The following is a 15,353-nucleotide window of genomic DNA, read 5'->3' as shown; positions in this document are numbered from 1 at the left end:
CGATGGCTACGCTGCCCGGTTACATCAGTCAGATCAGCCGCGATGACGACCGCGGAAGAAATCGATCAAGCCCTGAGTCGAGGCGTCTTCAGCTGGCGGCGCATCGAAGCTGGTCATCTGACCGTAGACGGCCTTGCCCAGATCTTTGCCCAGTTCGACGCCCCATTGATCGAATGAATTGATTCCCCAGATCACGCCCTGCACGAACACCTTGTGCTCGTACAGGGCAATCAGTGCGCCGAGACGTCCCGGACTGATGGTTTCCATGACGACCGTATTGCTCGGACGGTTGCCTGGAATCACCTTGTGCGGTGCGAGGCGCTGGATCTCGGCTTCGCTCATGCCCTTGGCTCGGAGTTCGGCTTCGGCTTCTTCGCGGGTCTTGCCCAGCATCAGTGCCTGACTCTGTGACAGGCAATTGGCGTAGAGCCACTCGTGGTGATCGGCAACCGGGTTGTGACTGACGACCGGCACGATGAAGTCGGCCGGAATCAGCGGGGTGCCCTGGTGCAGCAGTTGATGATAGGCGTGCTGGCCGTTGGCGCCGACGCCGCCCCAGATCACCGGGCCGGTGGTGCAGGAAACCGGCGTGCCGTCCTGGCGGACGCTCTTGCCGTTGGACTCCATGTCCATCTGTTGCAGGTGTTTGACGAAGTTGCGCAGGTAGTGATCGTACGGCAGGAAGGCGTAGCTCTGTGCGCCCCAGAAGTTGTGGTACCAGACGCCGAGCATCGCCAGCAGAACAGGCATGTTGCTTTCGAACGGCTCGTTGAGGAAATGCTGGTCCATGCTGTAGGCACCGGACAGCAGATCCTTGAAATTCGACATGCCGATTGCCAGTGCAATGGGCAGGCCGATCGCTGACCACAGCGAGTAGCGACCGCCAACCCAGTCCCACATCGGGAATATGTTCTTCTCGCGTATACCGAAGTCGACTGCGGCCTGCTTGTTACTGGTCACCGCGATGAAGTGACGGTAAAGCTTCTCCTCGGTGCCGCCCTTGCCCAGGTACCAGGTGCGCGCGGCCTGGGCGTTCTTCAGCGTCTCGAGAGTTCCAAAGGTTTTGCTGGAAATGATGAACAGTGTGGTTTCGACGTTCAGCTTGGCGGTCACCTCGCGGAACTCGCTGCCGTCGATGTTGGCCAAATAATGGGTGCGAACGCCGTGCTGAGTGAAGGGCAGCAATGCTTCGGAGACCAGCTGCGGGCCGAGGAATGAACCGCCGATACCGATGTTCACCACGTCGGTAATGGTTTTGTCGCTAAAACCACGCCACAGGTTGTTGTGGATGCGGGTAACGATGTCCGTCATCTGCGCCAGCGCGGTGTGCACGTCACGGATGATGTTCTCCCCGTCGACGATCACCGATTCGCCCATCGGACGACGCAGCGCAGTATGCAGCACCGGGCGGTTTTCCGAAGCGTTGATCCGTTCGCCCTCGAACATGGCGTGAGCGGCCTGTTCCACACCCGCTTCGCGGGCCAGATTGACTAACAGCGTGCGGGTTTCGGCGGTAATTAGATTCTTAGAGTAATCGAGAAACAGGCCACAGCAGGAAACCGACAGATCATTGAAGCGTGTCGGGTCGGCCTTGAACGCCTCGCGCATGCTGAAATTTTGCATCGTCAGGCGGTGTTCTTCCAAGGTCTTCCAGGACGGCAGACCGGTGGCATCGAGGGGGTGCTGGTAATAGCTCATGGTGGTGCGGCTTCCTTTGCTTGGCGGACTGCCTGCGTATCTGCGCGTCCATGCGACGGCATGGATGCCTACAGCCGTCGGACAGTCATTCGATCAACTGACACGCTGGCCTTCATCCTGAACGAAGTAGATGCGTACCGCTCCATGGGACGAAGCGGCGACGGCACAATCCTGTGCGTTCGAGACTGGTCTGACTTGGAAAAACGCCCGGCGTTCCGAGCGCTCGCCGTCCGTGTTACCAATACTAGCCAGAACACTGGGACCATTGCAGATTTCGCTTGTCAGGGGAAACCCCCAAGACACAAAAAAGCCCGCAGCGTAGGTGACGTTGCGGGCTTTCTGTACAGCTCATTTCGATCAGGCGACCTGTACCGGAATGGCGTTGCTGGTATGGCTGAGATCGCCGTCGGCGCCCATATAAAGAACGTGGGGTTTGAAACTAGCCAGCTCGGCTTCGCTGTAGTGCGCATAAGCGCAGATGATCAATCGATGACCGACGCCGGCCTTGTGGGCTGCCGCGCCGTTGACGGAAATGATCTTCGAACCTTCCTCGCCGCGGATGGCGTAGGTGGTGAAGCGTTCACCGTTGTCCACATTGTAAATTTGGATTTGCTCGTATTCGCGGATGCCGGCCAGGTCCAGCCAGTCACCGTCGATGGCGCAGGAGCCTTCATAATCCAGCACCGAGTGGGTCACCTGGGCGCGGTGCAATTTGGCCTTGAGCATGATGGCGTGCATGGCGGGTTCCTCCGGGTGCGCAAGCGGCGCAGAGTGTGCACGAACCCTCAGATGTGATCAAGACCGAGGGGCGGGCGGGGCAGTGCCGATGGTCGGCGGTTATACGGATGTGGGTCTGATATCAACCAGCAGGTTGTCGATCAGACGGGTCCTGCCGAGGAACGCTGCTACTAGAATGACCAGCTCGCGTGTATCGGCTGTGGCTGGCTGCAGATCCGTCGCGTTACGGATTTCCAGATAGTCGGGACGTAGGCCGGCTGCTTGCAACGTCTGTTGTCCCTTGGCCAGTAGTGCCGGGTAATCGCGGTCCCCGTTGCGAATCGCATCCGCCAGCTGATTCAGCGTGCGGTATAGCGCTGGGGCAGTGGCGCGTTCGTCGGCACTGAGGTAGCCGTTGCGCGAGGACAGCGCCAAGCCGTCTTCGGCACGCATGGTCGGCTCGCCAATGATCTGCACCGGCATGTTCAGATCACGCACCATGGTGCGGATCACTGCCAGCTGCTGGAAATCCTTCTGGCCAAACACGGCGAGATCGGGCAGCACCATATTGAACAGCTTGCTGACTACGGTCGAGACGCCATCGAAGTGCCCTGGACGACTGCCGCCACAGAGCCCCTCGGATACGCCGGGAACTCTGACGATCGTTTGCAGCGCCTGACCATGGGGATACATCTCCTCCACGCTGGGCGCAAACAGCAAGTGGCATCCCGCATCGAAAAGTTTCTCCTGATCTGCCGCAAGCGTGCGCGGGTAACTGGCGAGGTCTTCATTGGGACCGAACTGCAGCGGATTGACGAAGATGCTCGCGACGACGAAGTCGGCGCGCTGGCCCGCTTTCTTTACCAGGGCGATATGACCGGCGTGCAGGTTGCCCATGGTCGGTACAAAGCCGATGCGCTTGTCTTCCCCGCGTGCGCGCGCCACTGCGGCGCGCAGGTCGGCGACGGTTTTTACCACGTTCATGACGAAAACCCGTGTTCGGCGGCCGGGAATTCCACTTTTTTCACTGACTGAACATAAGCTGCGATGGCGGATGTGATGTCGCCGTGTTCCCGCATGAAATTCTTGACGAATTTAGGAGCACGTCCGCTCAGGGACAGACCGAGCATGTCATGCAGTACCAGTACCTGGCCGTCGGTTGAGCTGCCTGCACCGATGCCGATTACCGGCACCGAAACCGCTTGGGTAATGCGTGCCGCAAGTTCACTGGGCACGCATTCAAGCAACAGCATTGCTGCGCCCGCCGCTTCGAGTGCCTTGGCGTCCGCGATCATCTGCAGCGCCTGGGCTTCCTGGCGACCTTGCACCTTGTAGCCACCCAAAACGTTGACTGTCTGCGGGGTGAGGCCCATATGCGCGCAGACCGGAATGCCGCGTTCGGTCAGCAGGCGGATGGAATCGGCCAGCCAGGCTGCGCCTTCGACCTTGATCATGTGCGCGCCGGCTTTCATCAGTGCGGCTGAATTGTTCAACGTCTGCTCGACGGTGGCGTTGGCCATAAAGGGAAGATCCGCGACTATCATCGCGCCACGGTTCCCACGCTTGACGCAGGCGGTGTGATAAGCCATCTCGTCCACTGAAACGGGGAGCGTGCTGTCGTGACCTTGCAGGACCATGCCCAGGGAGTCGCCGATCAGCAACATCTCCACTCCGGCTTCGCAGGCGGTCTTGGCGAAGGTCGCGTCATAGCAGGTGAGCATGACAATCTTCTCGCCTTTCTGCTTGAGGCCTTGCAGGGTAGTCAGGGTTACGTCTGGCATTGATGCCGTCCTCCTAAAGCCTCTGAGATCACGATTGCAGTCGGAGCGTCAGCGATGGGGCGGGCTTGCCCCACTCGATGCGTGCCGGCAGAGGGCGCTTATAGTCCCGATGGCGGCGTGCTAAGTCAATCGTGAGTGTTACCTGCGTTGTTACAACTGTTACCGAGTGGTTACAGCGGCTCGTCCAACCGCTCGAGACCCTCGAATGGGCAGGCTGCGAGCAGATCGACAAGGCGGCGGCCGTCGGCCAGTCGCAACGCTTGAGGTGCCACATCTGCCAGGGGATACAACACGAATGGCCTGGCGTGCAGATGATAATGCGGGACTGTCAGGCGTGGCTCGTCGATGATGCGGTCACCGAACAGCAGGATATCCAGATCCAGCGTTCGTGGTCCCCAGCGCTCGGCTTTGCGTATCCTGCCCTGGGCCAGTTCGATGGCTTGCAGCGCCTCGAGCAACGCCAGCGGTGCCAGCGAAGTATCCAGAGCGGCGACGGCGTTGTTATAGCGCGGTTGGTCCGGTGGTCCGAGCGGGTCACTGACATAAAGAGAGGAAACGGCGGCAATCCGGGTTTCGGGAGTTCTGGCCAATGCGTCGAGTGCTTCGCGCAATTGCTGACGAGGTTCGGCCAGATTACTGCCGAGGCCGATATACACGCGTTCCATCAGTCAGTAGAGGCTGGCGCGTTTTCGCTAGGTCCGCGCTTACGGCGGCTGCTACGACGGCGCTTGCGCGGTGCGCCGGCGCCATCATCCTTGCTGCTGAGGCCGCGAATCATGTTGCGACGCTCGCTATCACTGGCTTCCTGGTAGTCGGTCCACCATTCGCCCAGGTCGTCGGTTTGCTCCCCGGCGCTTTCGCGCAATAGAAGAAAATCGTAGCCAGCGCGAAAGCGTGGGTTTTCCAGCAGTTGATCGGCGCGACGTCCCTGGCGACGTGGCAGGCGTTCTTGCATGTCCCAGATTTCCCGCATCGGCATGGTGAAGCGTTTGGGAATGGCGGTGCGCTGGCATTGTTCCCAAATCAGGTCATGCGCAGCTTCCTGCATGGCCGGAATAGGCGGCAGGCCACGGGCCTGCGCTTCGGCAACGCGTGCCGGTAGTGCTGGCCAGAGCAGGGCGGCAAAGAGAAAGGCGGGGGTGACCGGCTTGCCCTGGGCGATGCGTTGGTCGGTATTGGCCAGGGCATTGCGAATCAGGGTGCCTGCGTATTCCGGATTGTCTTCCAGCGCCTCGGCGCTGGCTGGGAACAGTGGCGCGAAGAGGTCGTAATCCAGCAGCAACTCGAAGGTACGCTCGGCCTTGCCGCTGAGGAACAGCTTGATGATTTCGTCGAACAGGCGGGCTGAAGGCACATCGTTCAGCAGATCGGCCAGATCGGCAATCGGCTCGGCGCTGTGTTTTTCAATGTCGAAGTCCAGCTTCGCGGCGAAGCGGATCGCCCGCAACATGCGCACCGGGTCTTCCAGGTACCGTTGTTCGGGATCGCCGATCAGGCGGATCAGCCTGTTACGGATGTCGTGAACGCCGTGGGTATGGTCGAGAATGCGCTCGGTCGACGGATCGTAATACAAGGCATTGATAGTGAAGTCGCGACGCTGGGCATCGTCTTCCAGCGTGCCATAGACGTTGTCGCGCAGGATGCGGCCGCTTTCGTTACGCGAAGCCAGGTGGCTGGCCTCGTCGTCATCTTCTTCCGGGTGATTGGCGCGGAAGGTGGCGACCTCAATGATCTCTCGGCCGAAATGCACGTGAACCAGCTTGAAGCGGCGACCAATGACTCGGGCATTGCGGAACTCGGCGCGTACCTGTTCGGGCGTGGCGCTGGTGGCAACGTCGTAGTCCTTCGGGTCCAGCTCCAGCAGCAGATCGCGGACGCAACCGCCCACGACGTAGGCCTCGTACCCTGCATGCTGAAGTCGCTCGACGACGCTGACGGCGTGTCGGCTGAGATCGTTGCGATGCAGCGAATGCTGCCGGCTGGACAGTATTTCGGGAGTGCGACGAGGATGCGGGAAGCGGCGCAAGGGAGAACGAAAAGACTGGAACAGCTTTTTCAGCATGGGAGGCACTGTGTGGCGAAATGACAAGGTGGCGAAGGGAATAGCCACGAAACGAGCGTGGATTCTAGCACCGGGAACAGGGATGGTGAACGAAGCGCGGGGAGGTGTCAAAACAACGGCCAAAGCCAGAAAGCACTAGGGGGAGCCGAAGCTCCCCCTTTAAATGATGTCGCGTGCTTTGTTGTTATTAGTATTTCGGGCGTGTTGTTTTTGTTTGATCACCCGTTCCTTTCAGCTATCGCTTCCGGGAATCGCTCCTACGTTGGGAGCAAAGAGCAAACGGATTTCTTTGGTCGCTGATTTGCCATCGATCAAATGATCCAACCAGTTCAGGCTCTGCTTATGCAGTTCTTGTTGTTCTCAGCCTGGTCGTGGGGACAAAACCCCATTTGGCATTTCCTCTCCAAAAGAATCAGTTAGCTACGCCTCCGCCTTCTTGTATTTATTCTGCTAGAGCCGGTACGTCTTGTTCTTATTGTGGGTCTGCTTGTTATTGTTGTTGTGCCAGATAGAAAGCATTTGCCGTGCCAGTTTTAAAAAATGCTTTGTAATCAGTAGCTTGTGTTTTTTATCCGTTGATCTCGCTTGCGCGGACCCGGTTTCCCGTTACCGATAAACCCGGTTTCTGTTACGTGTCGGTGAGGTAGGTAACAACTCGCTACCCGGTGGCGCTCGATTTGCGTCGGGGGATTCCCAGGCGCTGGCGACGTTCCCACAGGCACTTGCGGCTGATGCCCAGCTTGCGGGCGAGCTCGGTCTCGGTCATGTGGTCCTGATGCTCAAGCACGAAATGCTGAAAATAGTCTTCTAGCGACAAATCTTCGGTCGGCTCGTTGCTGGTCGAGACGGCGGAACCCAGCGAAGCACAGGATTCATCGAAATCGTCATCGAGAGCGTCGATCTCAATATCGATGCCCAGTAGCTCGGCGCTAATCTCCGCGCTCTCGCTGAGGATTGCCGCCCGCTCGATGGCATTCTCCAATTCGCGCACATTGCCCGGCCAAGCATAGAGCCGTACAGCCTGCTCGGCCTCGCGAGAAAAATGCAGTTCGTCGCCGCCCATGCGCTCGCACTGTCGCGCCAGAAAGGCCTTGGCGATCTCCAGCACGTCGCCGTCGCGCTCGCGTAGAGGCGGTAGCTTCAATGCAATGACATGCAGCCGGTAATAAAGGTCTTCGCGAAACTGTCCACTCTTGGCCAGCGTCTTCAAGTCGCGGTGGGTCGCGGCGATCAGGCGCACGTCGACCTTTTGCGACTGGGTAGAGCCGACCCGGCGGATCTCACCTTCCTGCAGCACGCGTAACAGCCGCGCCTGTGCTTCCAGGGGGAGTTCGCCGATCTCGTCCAGAAACAATGTTCCGCCATCGGCAGCTTCGACCAAGCCGGCGCGACCTGCGCTGGCGCCGGTGAACGCACCTTTTTCATGGCCGAAGAGCTCGGACTCGATCAGCGTTTCTGGGATCGCGGCGCAATTGACTGAAATCATGGGCGCCCTGGCCCGACGGGAGAGATTGTGCAGGGCGCGAGCGACGAGCTCCTTGCCAGTGCCCGATTCCCCCTGGATCAATACATTAGAGTCGGTCGGTGCGACCTTGCGGATCTTGCCGAACAGGTCCTGCATCGGGCTGCAGCGGCCGATGATGCCGATCTCGCTGTTGCCCGCGTTGCCTTGGGTCGTAGTCCCGGTGGCGGTAGATGTGCCGCGCAATGCGGCAGCTGGTGCGGTGGCTGCCTGTTGCCGATCGTTGAGGATGCGCGCCACGGTCTGCAGCATCTCGTCGTGGTCGAAGGGCTTGGCGATGTAGTCCACAGCGCCCATTTTCATCGAGTCCACCGCCGAGCGCAGGCTGGCATAGCTGGTCATGATCAGCACCGGAGTGCCCTCGGCGAGCTTGATCAGTTCGGTGCCGGGCGCACCGGGCAACCGCAAATCGCTGACGATGAGATCGAAACCCGGAATGCTGAAGCGCTCTTGCGCTTCCTGCACCGAACCGGCTTCGCTGACCTCGTACTGGTTGCGTTCGAGTAGTCGGCGCAGGGCGGAGCGGATGATGGTTTCGTCTTCGACGATCAGAATATGTGACATCAGTACTCTCTCGACGGTCTGGAGGCGGTTACAGGCCGGTGGGGCATGGCGCGGAGCAAAGCTTGTCCCGGGGCGCCAGCGCATGCGGGCTGACCCTTTGTAAGGCTCTGCCTGGCCAATTGCATGCGGTGTCGTTCACGGCCAATAGCAGGCGAAAACGCTGCTCGCCTCGTCAATCAGTGGCATTTGTTGCCTCGACATACCGCGGCAGGGTGATGCGCAAGCGGGTGCCGCGTTGGGTCTCCGGGTCTGCCGGGCTGTCGATATCGATCTGGCCATAATGCTCTTCCACGATCGAATAGACCAGCGCGAGGCCCAGCCCCGTGCCTTCGCCGGGGTCTTTAGTAGTGAAGAAGGGCTCGAACAGACGGTCCTGAATCGACTGCGGGATTCCGCTACCTTCGTCTTCGACGATGAGATATGCGGTCTGCTCGGACACCTCGCTACGCACACGAATCGCACCGCCGGGCTCCGAGGCGTCGCGGGCGTTGGACAGCAGATTGATCAGCACCTGTGCGAGGCGTTGCGGATCGCCTTCAGCAAGATGGTCTGGGTCGCAGAGGTTGAAGAAACGAACCTCGGTGCCGTGCCGGTTGAGTGAGAGTAGGGCGATCGCATCCTGCGTGACCTCGGCCAGACTTACCGGGTACAGATCCTGCTGCCGTCCCCCGGCATGGGCGAAGCTCATCAGCGATTGGACGATCCGCGAGACGCGCTTGGTCTGTTCCACGATCTGGTTGCTGATTTCACTGATTTCACTGTCGGCTTCGCGCTCTTCTCGCAGGTTTTGCGCCAGGCAGGCAATGCCAGTGATCGGGTTGCCGATCTCATGGGCGACTCCGGCGGCCAGCCGGCCGATACTGGCCAGGCGTTCGGAGTGAACCAGGCGGTCTTCCAGTTGCTGGGTTTCGGTGAGGTCTTCGATCAACAGGACCAGGCCGCTGTTACCAGGCGCCAGCGGCTCGGCGATGGCCGCCTTGTGTAGATTCAGGCAGCGGCTGTGGCCATCCAGTTGCAATCGCTGCTTATGTAGATGCTCGTCGCTTTGCTCGATGAAATCCATCAGCAGGCTCTGCCAAGGCTCGGCGATGGTAGGCAGACGCGAACCAACCACTTGCAGTGCTGGAATCTCGGTGAGTTCTTCCAGCGCACGGTTCCACATCAAAATTTCCTGGTCCTTGGCCAGCGAGCAGACGCCCATCGGCAGCTCCTGTAGCGTCTGGCGGTGATAGCGGCGTAGCGCATCGAGTTCTGCGGCAAGGCCGGTCAGGCGCGAGTGGTATTCCTCCAGGCGGCTTTCGATGAAGTGAATGTCTTCGGTGACGTAACCATCCGCGCCGTTCTTGTAAGACAGAAAATTCTCGACGATATCCTGCGCAACGCTCGGGCCCATGAGGCCCGACAGGTTCGCCTCGATGCGGTCGCGCAGCCGGCGCAGGGCATAGGGGCGATGCTCATCGAAGGGTAGCTGTAGGTCTCGCAGGGCCTGTTCCACTTCGCGCTGTGCGGTCTTGGCACCCAGCGGTTTGGCTAGCTGGGTGGCGAATTCCTGCGGCGAGCCGGCTGCCAGTTCGCGTCGTTGTGGTCGGCGCACGTTCTCCACGGCGCAGGCTTCGGCTGCGGCCTGCTCCTCGGCGCTAGTTTCGGTGAACAGCGAGAACAGTGAGAATGCCAGGACGTTGATTGCCAGCGAGGCGATTGCCGCCAAGTGCCAGCTAGTGTCGTCAAGCACGTAGACGACGTTGAGAAACGGGATGTAGAAGCCGTCGAGATTGCCTACCAGCGGCAATAGCATCGTTACGACCCAGACGGCGATTCCCGCCAGCAGTCCGACGATATAGCCACGGCGGTTGGCGGTCGGCCAGTAGAGCACCGAGAGCACACCAGGCAGGAACTGCAGCGTGGCGACGAAGGCAACGATGCCCAGGTTGGACAGGTCCTGTTCCGCCCCCAGCAGGAGGTAGAAACCGTAACCGGCCATGATGATCGCCAGGATCAGGCTGCGTCGGGTCCATTTCAGCCAGCGATAGATGTTGCCTTCGGTAGGCGGCTGATAGAGCGGTAACACCAGGTGGTTGAGTGCCATTCCAGACAACGCCAAGGTACTGACGATGATCAGCCCGCTGGAAGCGGAAAGCCCACCAACGAAGGCCACAAGTGTCAGTGCCTCGCTCTGCGCCGTGATGCCCAGACCGAGGGTGAAGTACTCTGGATTGGTGCTGACGCCGAGCTTGAGGCCCGCCCAGAGAATTAGCGGTACGGCCAGGCTCATCAGCAATAAATACAGTGGCAAACCCCAGCTGGCGCTGACCAGGGCACGCGGGTTGAGGTTTTCGGTGAACGTCATGTGATACATGTGCGGCATGACGATGGCCGAGGCGAAGAACACCAGCAACAGGGTTCGCCAGGGGCCTTCCTGCAGTGGCGTATGCAGTGCCTGCAGCGCTGACTGGTTCTGCAGCAGCCAGATTTCCAACTGATGTGGGCCGCCGAACACGGCATACAGCGCATACAGGCCAATGGCGCCGAAGGTCAGCAGTTTGACTACCGACTCGAAGGCAATGGCGAACACCAGCCCCTCATGTTTCTCCCGCGTAGCGATATGTCGAGCGCCGAAGAGAATGGTGAAAAGCATGATCATCACGCAATAACCCAGCGCCACCCGCTCCTGCAGCGGCTCGAGGGTGAGGATGCCAATGGCGTCGGCCACCGCCTGAATCTGCAACGCCAGTAATGGCAACATGCCGATCAGCATTACGATGGTGGTCAGCGCGCCGCTCCAGGTGCTACGGAAGCGGAAGGCGAACAAATCTGCCAGCGAAGCCAGCTGGTAAGTACGGGTGATGCGCAGGATCGGATAAAGCAGCACTGGCGCCAGCAAAAACGCGCCGCACACGCCGAGGTAGGTGGCTAGAAATCCATAGCCGTACTGATAAGCCAGCCCGACGGTGCCGTAGAACGCCCAGGCACTGGCGTAGACGCCGAGAGACAGGGTGTAGGTCAGCGGATGACGGATCACCCAGCGCGGGATCAGCCCGCGTTCGCTGACCCACGCAACCCCGAACAGCATCAACAGATAGGCGACGCTGATCAGGATCAGATGGCTGAGGCTAAAGCTCGTCTGCATCGCGCTGACTCTGAAGGATGAAGGTCACCACGATGAGGATCAGCCACAACAGGTAGGGCCGGTACCAGGCGCCGTTGGGATCGATCCACCAGTCCATGATCGCGGGGGAAAACAGATAGATCCCCACCACCAGGAGCAGCACCAGTCGGTAAATGTACATGCTGGAACTCGTGTCGGAAGTAGGCGGATGGTAAAGGAAGCGGCGCCAAGCCTATAGCAGGTCCAGGCGCCATGCCACTGCTGGCCACCAGGCATGAGCTCGTCTAGCGCAGTTGCGCCTCGGCCAGCGTACGGCAACGCGGGATACGCTCGGCGTTCCAGCGGGCGGTCGCCCAGGTCAGTATCTCGTCGGGTAATGCGTCGTTCAGTTCGATTGTGGTCGGCTGACCGAGGGCACGCAGCGCTCGAAGCAAGAGCGGAGTGGCCTCGTGCGGTTGCAACGGTGGGGAGCGGTAACGCTTGCCCAGTTTATGACCGTCAGGCTGGATAATCAGCGGGACGTGCAGATAACGCGGTTGTGGTAGGCCGAGCAATTGCTGCACATACAGTTGGCGCGGTGTCGAATCGAGCAGGTCGGCACCGCGCACGATGTCGGTCACTCCCTGCCAGGCGTCATCGAGTACCACCGCCAACTGATAGGCGATAAGCCCGTCGCGACGGCGGATGACGAAGTCACCAACGTCTTGGTCCAGGAGCTGACGGAACTCGCCTTGTACCCGGTCAATGAAGCTGTATTCCCGGTCCGGCACGCGCAAGCGAATGGCGGAGCCCTCTACGTCTCGCCCGGCGTCACGGCAAAATCCGGGATACGGTCCGGCGAAGGGTTGCAGTTGCTTGCGCGAGCAATCGCAGGCATAGGCGTCGCCAGCTTGCCAGAGACGTTCGATTATGGCGTTGTAGAGGTCCAGCCGCTCGCTCTGGCGCACCATCTTTCCATCCCATTCGAAGCCGTAGGCTTCCAGCGCTTGCAAGATGGCGTCTTGCGCACCGGGCATTTCGCGTGGCGGGTCGAGGTCTTCCATACGCAACAGCCAGCGGCCACCGACAGAGCGTGCATCTAGATAAGAGGCGAGCGCCGCGATCAGCGAGCCGAAATGCAGGTATCCGCTTGGGGTGGGCGCGAAGCGACCAACATAAGGCGGCGTATCGGAATTGGATGAGGGCATGGCGGGCCGGCTCGGGTGAAAATCAGCGAGGCGGGATGCTGCGGGCGTGCGAGAGCTGAAATGAAGCGGGGCGCCGAAGCGCCCCGTTCGGGATCAGGAACCGATCTGCTTTTCCTTGATCTCCGCCAGCGTCTTGCAGTCGATGCACAGCGTGGCGGTGGGGCGGGCTTCAAGACGGCGGATGCCGATCTCGACGCCACACGAATCGCACCAGCCGTATTCGTTGTCTTCGATCAGTTGCAGCGTCTCGTCGATCTTCTTGATCAGTTTGCGCTCGCGGTCGCGGGCACGCAGTTCCAGGCTGAATTCTTCTTCCTGGCTGGCACGGTCGGCTGGATCGGGGAAGTTGGCCGCTTCGTCCTGCATGTGATGCACGGTACGATCGACTTCTTCCATCAGTTCCAGCTTCCACTTGTTGAGGATGCCGGTGAAATGAGCGCGCATATTGTCGCTCATGTATTCCTCGCCCTTGGATTCCTTATAGGGCACGAAGGCGCGAATCAATTGGTTGTTAGGTGTCGTTTTGGTAATGGGCATGGATGAACGCCTCTCGCTATGTCCATTGCGCAGGATAGTGAATCCCTCTGCCGGCCCGTGCCGGCCCTGCGGCTGCAAGCGGGCGAACTTACCAGATCGTATCGGGGTGCGCTACTCCCGAATATCACGGTGGCTGCGGTGTCAGAGGGACCTTCGGTAGAATTCACGTTTTGTACTCATCAGGAAGGTCAGATGACCTCGTCATATAGCGCGCGTAGCCGTGCAATCGAACCCTTTCATGTCATGGCATTGCTGGCCCGGGCCAACGAGTTGCAAGCATCGGGACATGATGTCATTCACCTGGAAATCGGCGAGCCGGACTTCACCACCGCCGAGCCCATCGTCGCGGCTGGTCAGGCTGCTCTCGCTGCAGGCCATACCCGCTACACCGCCGCCCGAGGGCTGCCGCAGCTGCGTGAGGCAATTGCCGGTTTCTACGAGCAGCGCTATCAACTGTCTATTGACCCCGAACGCGTACTGATTACTCCCGGTGGATCTGGTGCGCTGCTGCTTGCCAGCAGTTTGCTGGTCGATCCCGGTAAGCACTGGCTACTGGCTGATCCTGGCTATCCCTGTAACCGGCATTTCTTGCGTCTGATCGAAGGTGCCGCCCAGCTGGTGCCGGTTGGCCCCGATGTGCGCTATCAATTAACGGCCGATCTGGTCGAGCGCTATTGGGACAAAGACAGTGTGGGCGCTCTGGTTGCCTCGCCAGCCAACCCCACCGGCACATTGTTGACCCGGGATGAACTGGCGAGCCTTTCTGTAGCGCTGAAGGGCCGTGGCGGACATCTGGTGGTGGACGAGATCTATCACGGCCTGACCTACGGCACCGATGCCGCCAGCGTACTTGAGGTGGATGACGACGCCTTCGTGCTCAACAGTTTTTCCAAGTACTTCGGCATGACCGGCTGGCGCCTCGGCTGGTTGGTGGCTCCAGAAGAGGCGGTGCCGGAATTGGAAAAGCTGGCGCAGAACCTTTACATCAGCGCTCCGACCATGGCGCAGCACGCCGCATTGGCCTGCTTCGAGCCGGCGACGCTGGAAATACTCGAGTCGCGCCGAGCCGAGTTCGCTCGTCGTCGCGATTTTCTGTTGCCGGCCTTGCGTGAGCTCGGTTTCGGCATCGCCGTGGAGCCCGAAGGTGCGTTCTATTTGTACGCCGATATCAGCGCCTTTGGCGGCGATGCCTATGCCTTTTGCCAGCATATGTTGGAAACCCAATTCGTGGCGATTACGCCGGGCCTCGACTTCGGTCGCTACCAAGCTGGGCATCACGTGCGCTTCGCCTATACGCAGGATCTACCCCGGCTGGAGCAGGCGGTCGAGCGCATCGCGCGTGGCTTGCAGAGCTGGAAAGGCTGATGCGCTTTACGATGCCCCTGGAGCGGGGCCGACTGGTCCGGCGTTACAAACGCTTTCTGGCCGATATCGTTACCGAGGCTGGTGAGCACCTGTGCATCCACTGTCCAAACACCGGGTCGATGCTCAATTGCATGGGCGAAGGCGCGCGGGTCTGGTTCCAGCGCAGCAGTGACCCGAAGCGCAAGCTGCCCGGTACCTGGGAGCTGGTCGAAACACCTCAGGGCCGCCTGGCCTGCGTCAACACGGCGAGGGCCAATCGACTCGTCGAAGAAGCGCTGCTGGCGGGTGTGATTGAAGAATTGGCGGGTTTCACCGCGCTCAAGCGGGAGGTGGCCTACGGCGTCGAGAACAGCCGGGTGGACTTCCGCCTGGATTATCCGCACGGCCCGGCATTCGTCGAGGTCAAGAGCGTGACGCTTGGCTTTGGTGATACCGCTGTGGCGGCGTTTCCCGACGCGGTGACCACTCGCGGAGCACGCCATCTGCGCGAACTGGCGGCCTTGGCGCGCGACGGTGTGCAAGCGGTGCAGCTGTATTGCGTGAATCTATCCGGGGTCGAGGCCGTGCGACCGGCGAGCGAGATCGATCCGCTGTATGCCGCCGCATTGCGTGATGCAGTAGAGGCGGGCGTCGAGGTGCTGGCCTATGGTGTCGAGATTTCACCCGAAGAAATCCGCCTGACGCGACGGCTGCCGGTGATTGTTTGAGCGAGCAGGGGCTCATCAGGCCGCACGGAAACAGGTAGGAGCGAGCTTGCTCGCGATCAGGTGTGGCGGATGAATGGATGCCCTTCGGATCGCCAGCAGCTTGCTCC

Annotated in this window: 13 protein-coding genes; 2 read left to right on the top strand and 11 right to left on the bottom strand. The window is 60.3% G+C overall.

Annotated features, from left to right (window positions below; all coding sequences use genetic code 11):
• Positions 1 to 33: 33 nt before the first annotated feature.
• The 11 genes from pgi to dksA all read right to left on the bottom strand — a co-directional run bounded on the left by pgi (position 34) and on the right by dksA (position 13,174).
• Complete coding sequence (gene pgi / locus D7241_RS19570; protein WP_408102903.1) at positions 34 to 1,698, bottom strand: glucose-6-phosphate isomerase; 1,665 nt, start codon at positions 1,696 to 1,698, stop codon at positions 34 to 36.
• Positions 1,699 to 2,055: 357 nt separating this feature from the next.
• The gene (gene panD, locus D7241_RS19565) at positions 2,056 to 2,436 is read right to left on the bottom strand and encodes an aspartate 1-decarboxylase (protein ID WP_025240609.1); all 381 of its coding nucleotides are present in this window, start codon (positions 2,434 to 2,436) and stop codon (positions 2,056 to 2,058) included.
• Between the two features lie 99 nt (positions 2,437 to 2,535).
• Entirely contained in the window at positions 2,536 to 3,399 is an 864-nt protein-coding gene (gene panC, locus D7241_RS19560) for a pantoate--beta-alanine ligase (RefSeq protein WP_408102902.1), read from the bottom strand.
• Complete coding sequence (panB, locus tag D7241_RS19555) at positions 3,396 to 4,196, bottom strand: 3-methyl-2-oxobutanoate hydroxymethyltransferase (protein WP_408102901.1); 801 nt, start codon at positions 4,194 to 4,196, stop codon at positions 3,396 to 3,398. Before panB ends, panC begins: the two co-directional genes overlap by 4 nt.
• Before the next feature lie 170 nt (positions 4,197 to 4,366).
• Positions 4,367 to 4,861: a 2-amino-4-hydroxy-6-hydroxymethyldihydropteridine diphosphokinase gene (folK, locus tag D7241_RS19550; RefSeq protein ID WP_255981172.1), complete on the bottom strand. Its 495-nt coding sequence runs from the start codon at positions 4,859 to 4,861 to the stop codon at positions 4,367 to 4,369.
• Positions 4,861 to 6,258 (bottom strand): polynucleotide adenylyltransferase PcnB, encoded by a 1,398-nt coding sequence (locus D7241_RS19545; protein WP_408102900.1) that lies wholly within the window; start codon positions 6,256 to 6,258, stop codon positions 4,861 to 4,863. The genes folK and D7241_RS19545 overlap by 1 nt, the downstream gene beginning before the upstream one ends.
• A gap of 658 nt (positions 6,259 to 6,916) precedes the next feature.
• Positions 6,917 to 8,344 (bottom strand): sigma-54 dependent transcriptional regulator, encoded by a 1,428-nt coding sequence (locus D7241_RS19540; RefSeq protein WP_255981176.1) that lies wholly within the window; start codon positions 8,342 to 8,344, stop codon positions 6,917 to 6,919.
• A gap of 172 nt (positions 8,345 to 8,516) precedes the next feature.
• Positions 8,517 to 11,471 (bottom strand): sensor histidine kinase, encoded by a 2,955-nt coding sequence (locus D7241_RS19535; RefSeq protein WP_408102899.1) that lies wholly within the window; start codon positions 11,469 to 11,471, stop codon positions 8,517 to 8,519.
• Positions 11,455 to 11,631: a hypothetical protein gene (locus D7241_RS19530; RefSeq protein WP_003095129.1), complete on the bottom strand. Its 177-nt coding sequence runs from the start codon at positions 11,629 to 11,631 to the stop codon at positions 11,455 to 11,457. Before D7241_RS19530 ends, D7241_RS19535 begins: the two co-directional genes overlap by 17 nt.
• Positions 11,632 to 11,734: 103 nt before the next feature.
• Positions 11,735 to 12,637: a tRNA glutamyl-Q(34) synthetase GluQRS gene (gene gluQRS / locus D7241_RS19525; RefSeq protein WP_408102898.1), complete on the bottom strand. Its 903-nt coding sequence runs from the start codon at positions 12,635 to 12,637 to the stop codon at positions 11,735 to 11,737.
• A gap of 93 nt (positions 12,638 to 12,730) precedes the next feature.
• Complete coding sequence (gene dksA, locus D7241_RS19520) at positions 12,731 to 13,174, bottom strand: RNA polymerase-binding protein DksA (protein ID WP_408102897.1); 444 nt, start codon at positions 13,172 to 13,174, stop codon at positions 12,731 to 12,733.
• Positions 13,175 to 13,366: 192 nt separating this feature from the next.
• Between dksA and D7241_RS19515 the strand changes: the two genes are divergently transcribed.
• Both D7241_RS19515 and sfsA read left to right on the top strand, forming a co-directional pair.
• On the top strand, positions 13,367 to 14,539 hold the full coding sequence (locus D7241_RS19515; RefSeq protein WP_408102896.1) for a pyridoxal phosphate-dependent aminotransferase: 1,173 nt from the start codon (positions 13,367 to 13,369) through the stop codon (positions 14,537 to 14,539).
• Positions 14,539 to 15,246: a DNA/RNA nuclease SfsA gene (gene sfsA / locus D7241_RS19510; RefSeq protein ID WP_408102895.1), complete on the top strand. Its 708-nt coding sequence runs from the start codon at positions 14,539 to 14,541 to the stop codon at positions 15,244 to 15,246. The genes D7241_RS19515 and sfsA overlap by 1 nt, the downstream gene beginning before the upstream one ends.
• Positions 15,247 to 15,353 lie beyond the last annotated feature (107 nt).

This window comes from Stutzerimonas sp. VN223-3, from assembly GCF_045999685.1.
GTDB lineage: Bacteria > Pseudomonadota > Gammaproteobacteria > Pseudomonadales > Pseudomonadaceae > Stutzerimonas > Stutzerimonas stutzeri_AR.
The sequence above is the reverse complement of the archived record's forward strand: the minus strand, read 5'-3'. Positions and strand labels throughout refer to the sequence as shown.

Coding starts and splice junctions, on each gene's coding strand:
- panC (WP_408102902.1), bottom strand. CDS start 3,399: ATGAACGTGGTAAAAACCGTCGCCGACCTGCGCGCCGCAGTGGCGCGC.
- sfsA (WP_408102895.1), top strand. CDS start 14,539: ATGCGCTTTACGATGCCCCTGGAGCGGGGCCGACTGGTCCGGCGTTAC.
- D7241_RS19540 (WP_255981176.1), bottom strand. CDS start 8,344: ATGTCACATATTCTGATCGTCGAAGACGAAACCATCATCCGCTCCGCC.
- panB (WP_408102901.1), bottom strand. CDS start 4,196: ATGCCAGACGTAACCCTGACTACCCTGCAAGGCCTCAAGCAGAAAGGC.
- folK (WP_255981172.1), bottom strand. CDS start 4,861: ATGGAACGCGTGTATATCGGCCTCGGCAGTAATCTGGCCGAACCTCGT.
- dksA (WP_408102897.1), bottom strand. CDS start 13,174: ATGCCCATTACCAAAACGACACCTAACAACCAATTGATTCGCGCCTTC.
- pgi (WP_408102903.1), bottom strand. CDS start 1,698: ATGAGCTATTACCAGCACCCCCTCGATGCCACCGGTCTGCCGTCCTGG.
- D7241_RS19515 (WP_408102896.1), top strand. CDS start 13,367: ATGACCTCGTCATATAGCGCGCGTAGCCGTGCAATCGAACCCTTTCAT.
- panD (WP_025240609.1), bottom strand. CDS start 2,436: ATGCACGCCATCATGCTCAAGGCCAAATTGCACCGCGCCCAGGTGACC.
- D7241_RS19530 (WP_003095129.1), bottom strand. CDS start 11,631: ATGTACATTTACCGACTGGTGCTGCTCCTGGTGGTGGGGATCTATCTG.
- D7241_RS19545 (WP_408102900.1), bottom strand. CDS start 6,258: ATGCTGAAAAAGCTGTTCCAGTCTTTTCGTTCTCCCTTGCGCCGCTTC.
- gluQRS (WP_408102898.1), bottom strand. CDS start 12,637: ATGCCCTCATCCAATTCCGATACGCCGCCTTATGTTGGTCGCTTCGCG.
- D7241_RS19535 (WP_408102899.1), bottom strand. CDS start 11,471: ATGCAGACGAGCTTTAGCCTCAGCCATCTGATCCTGATCAGCGTCGCC.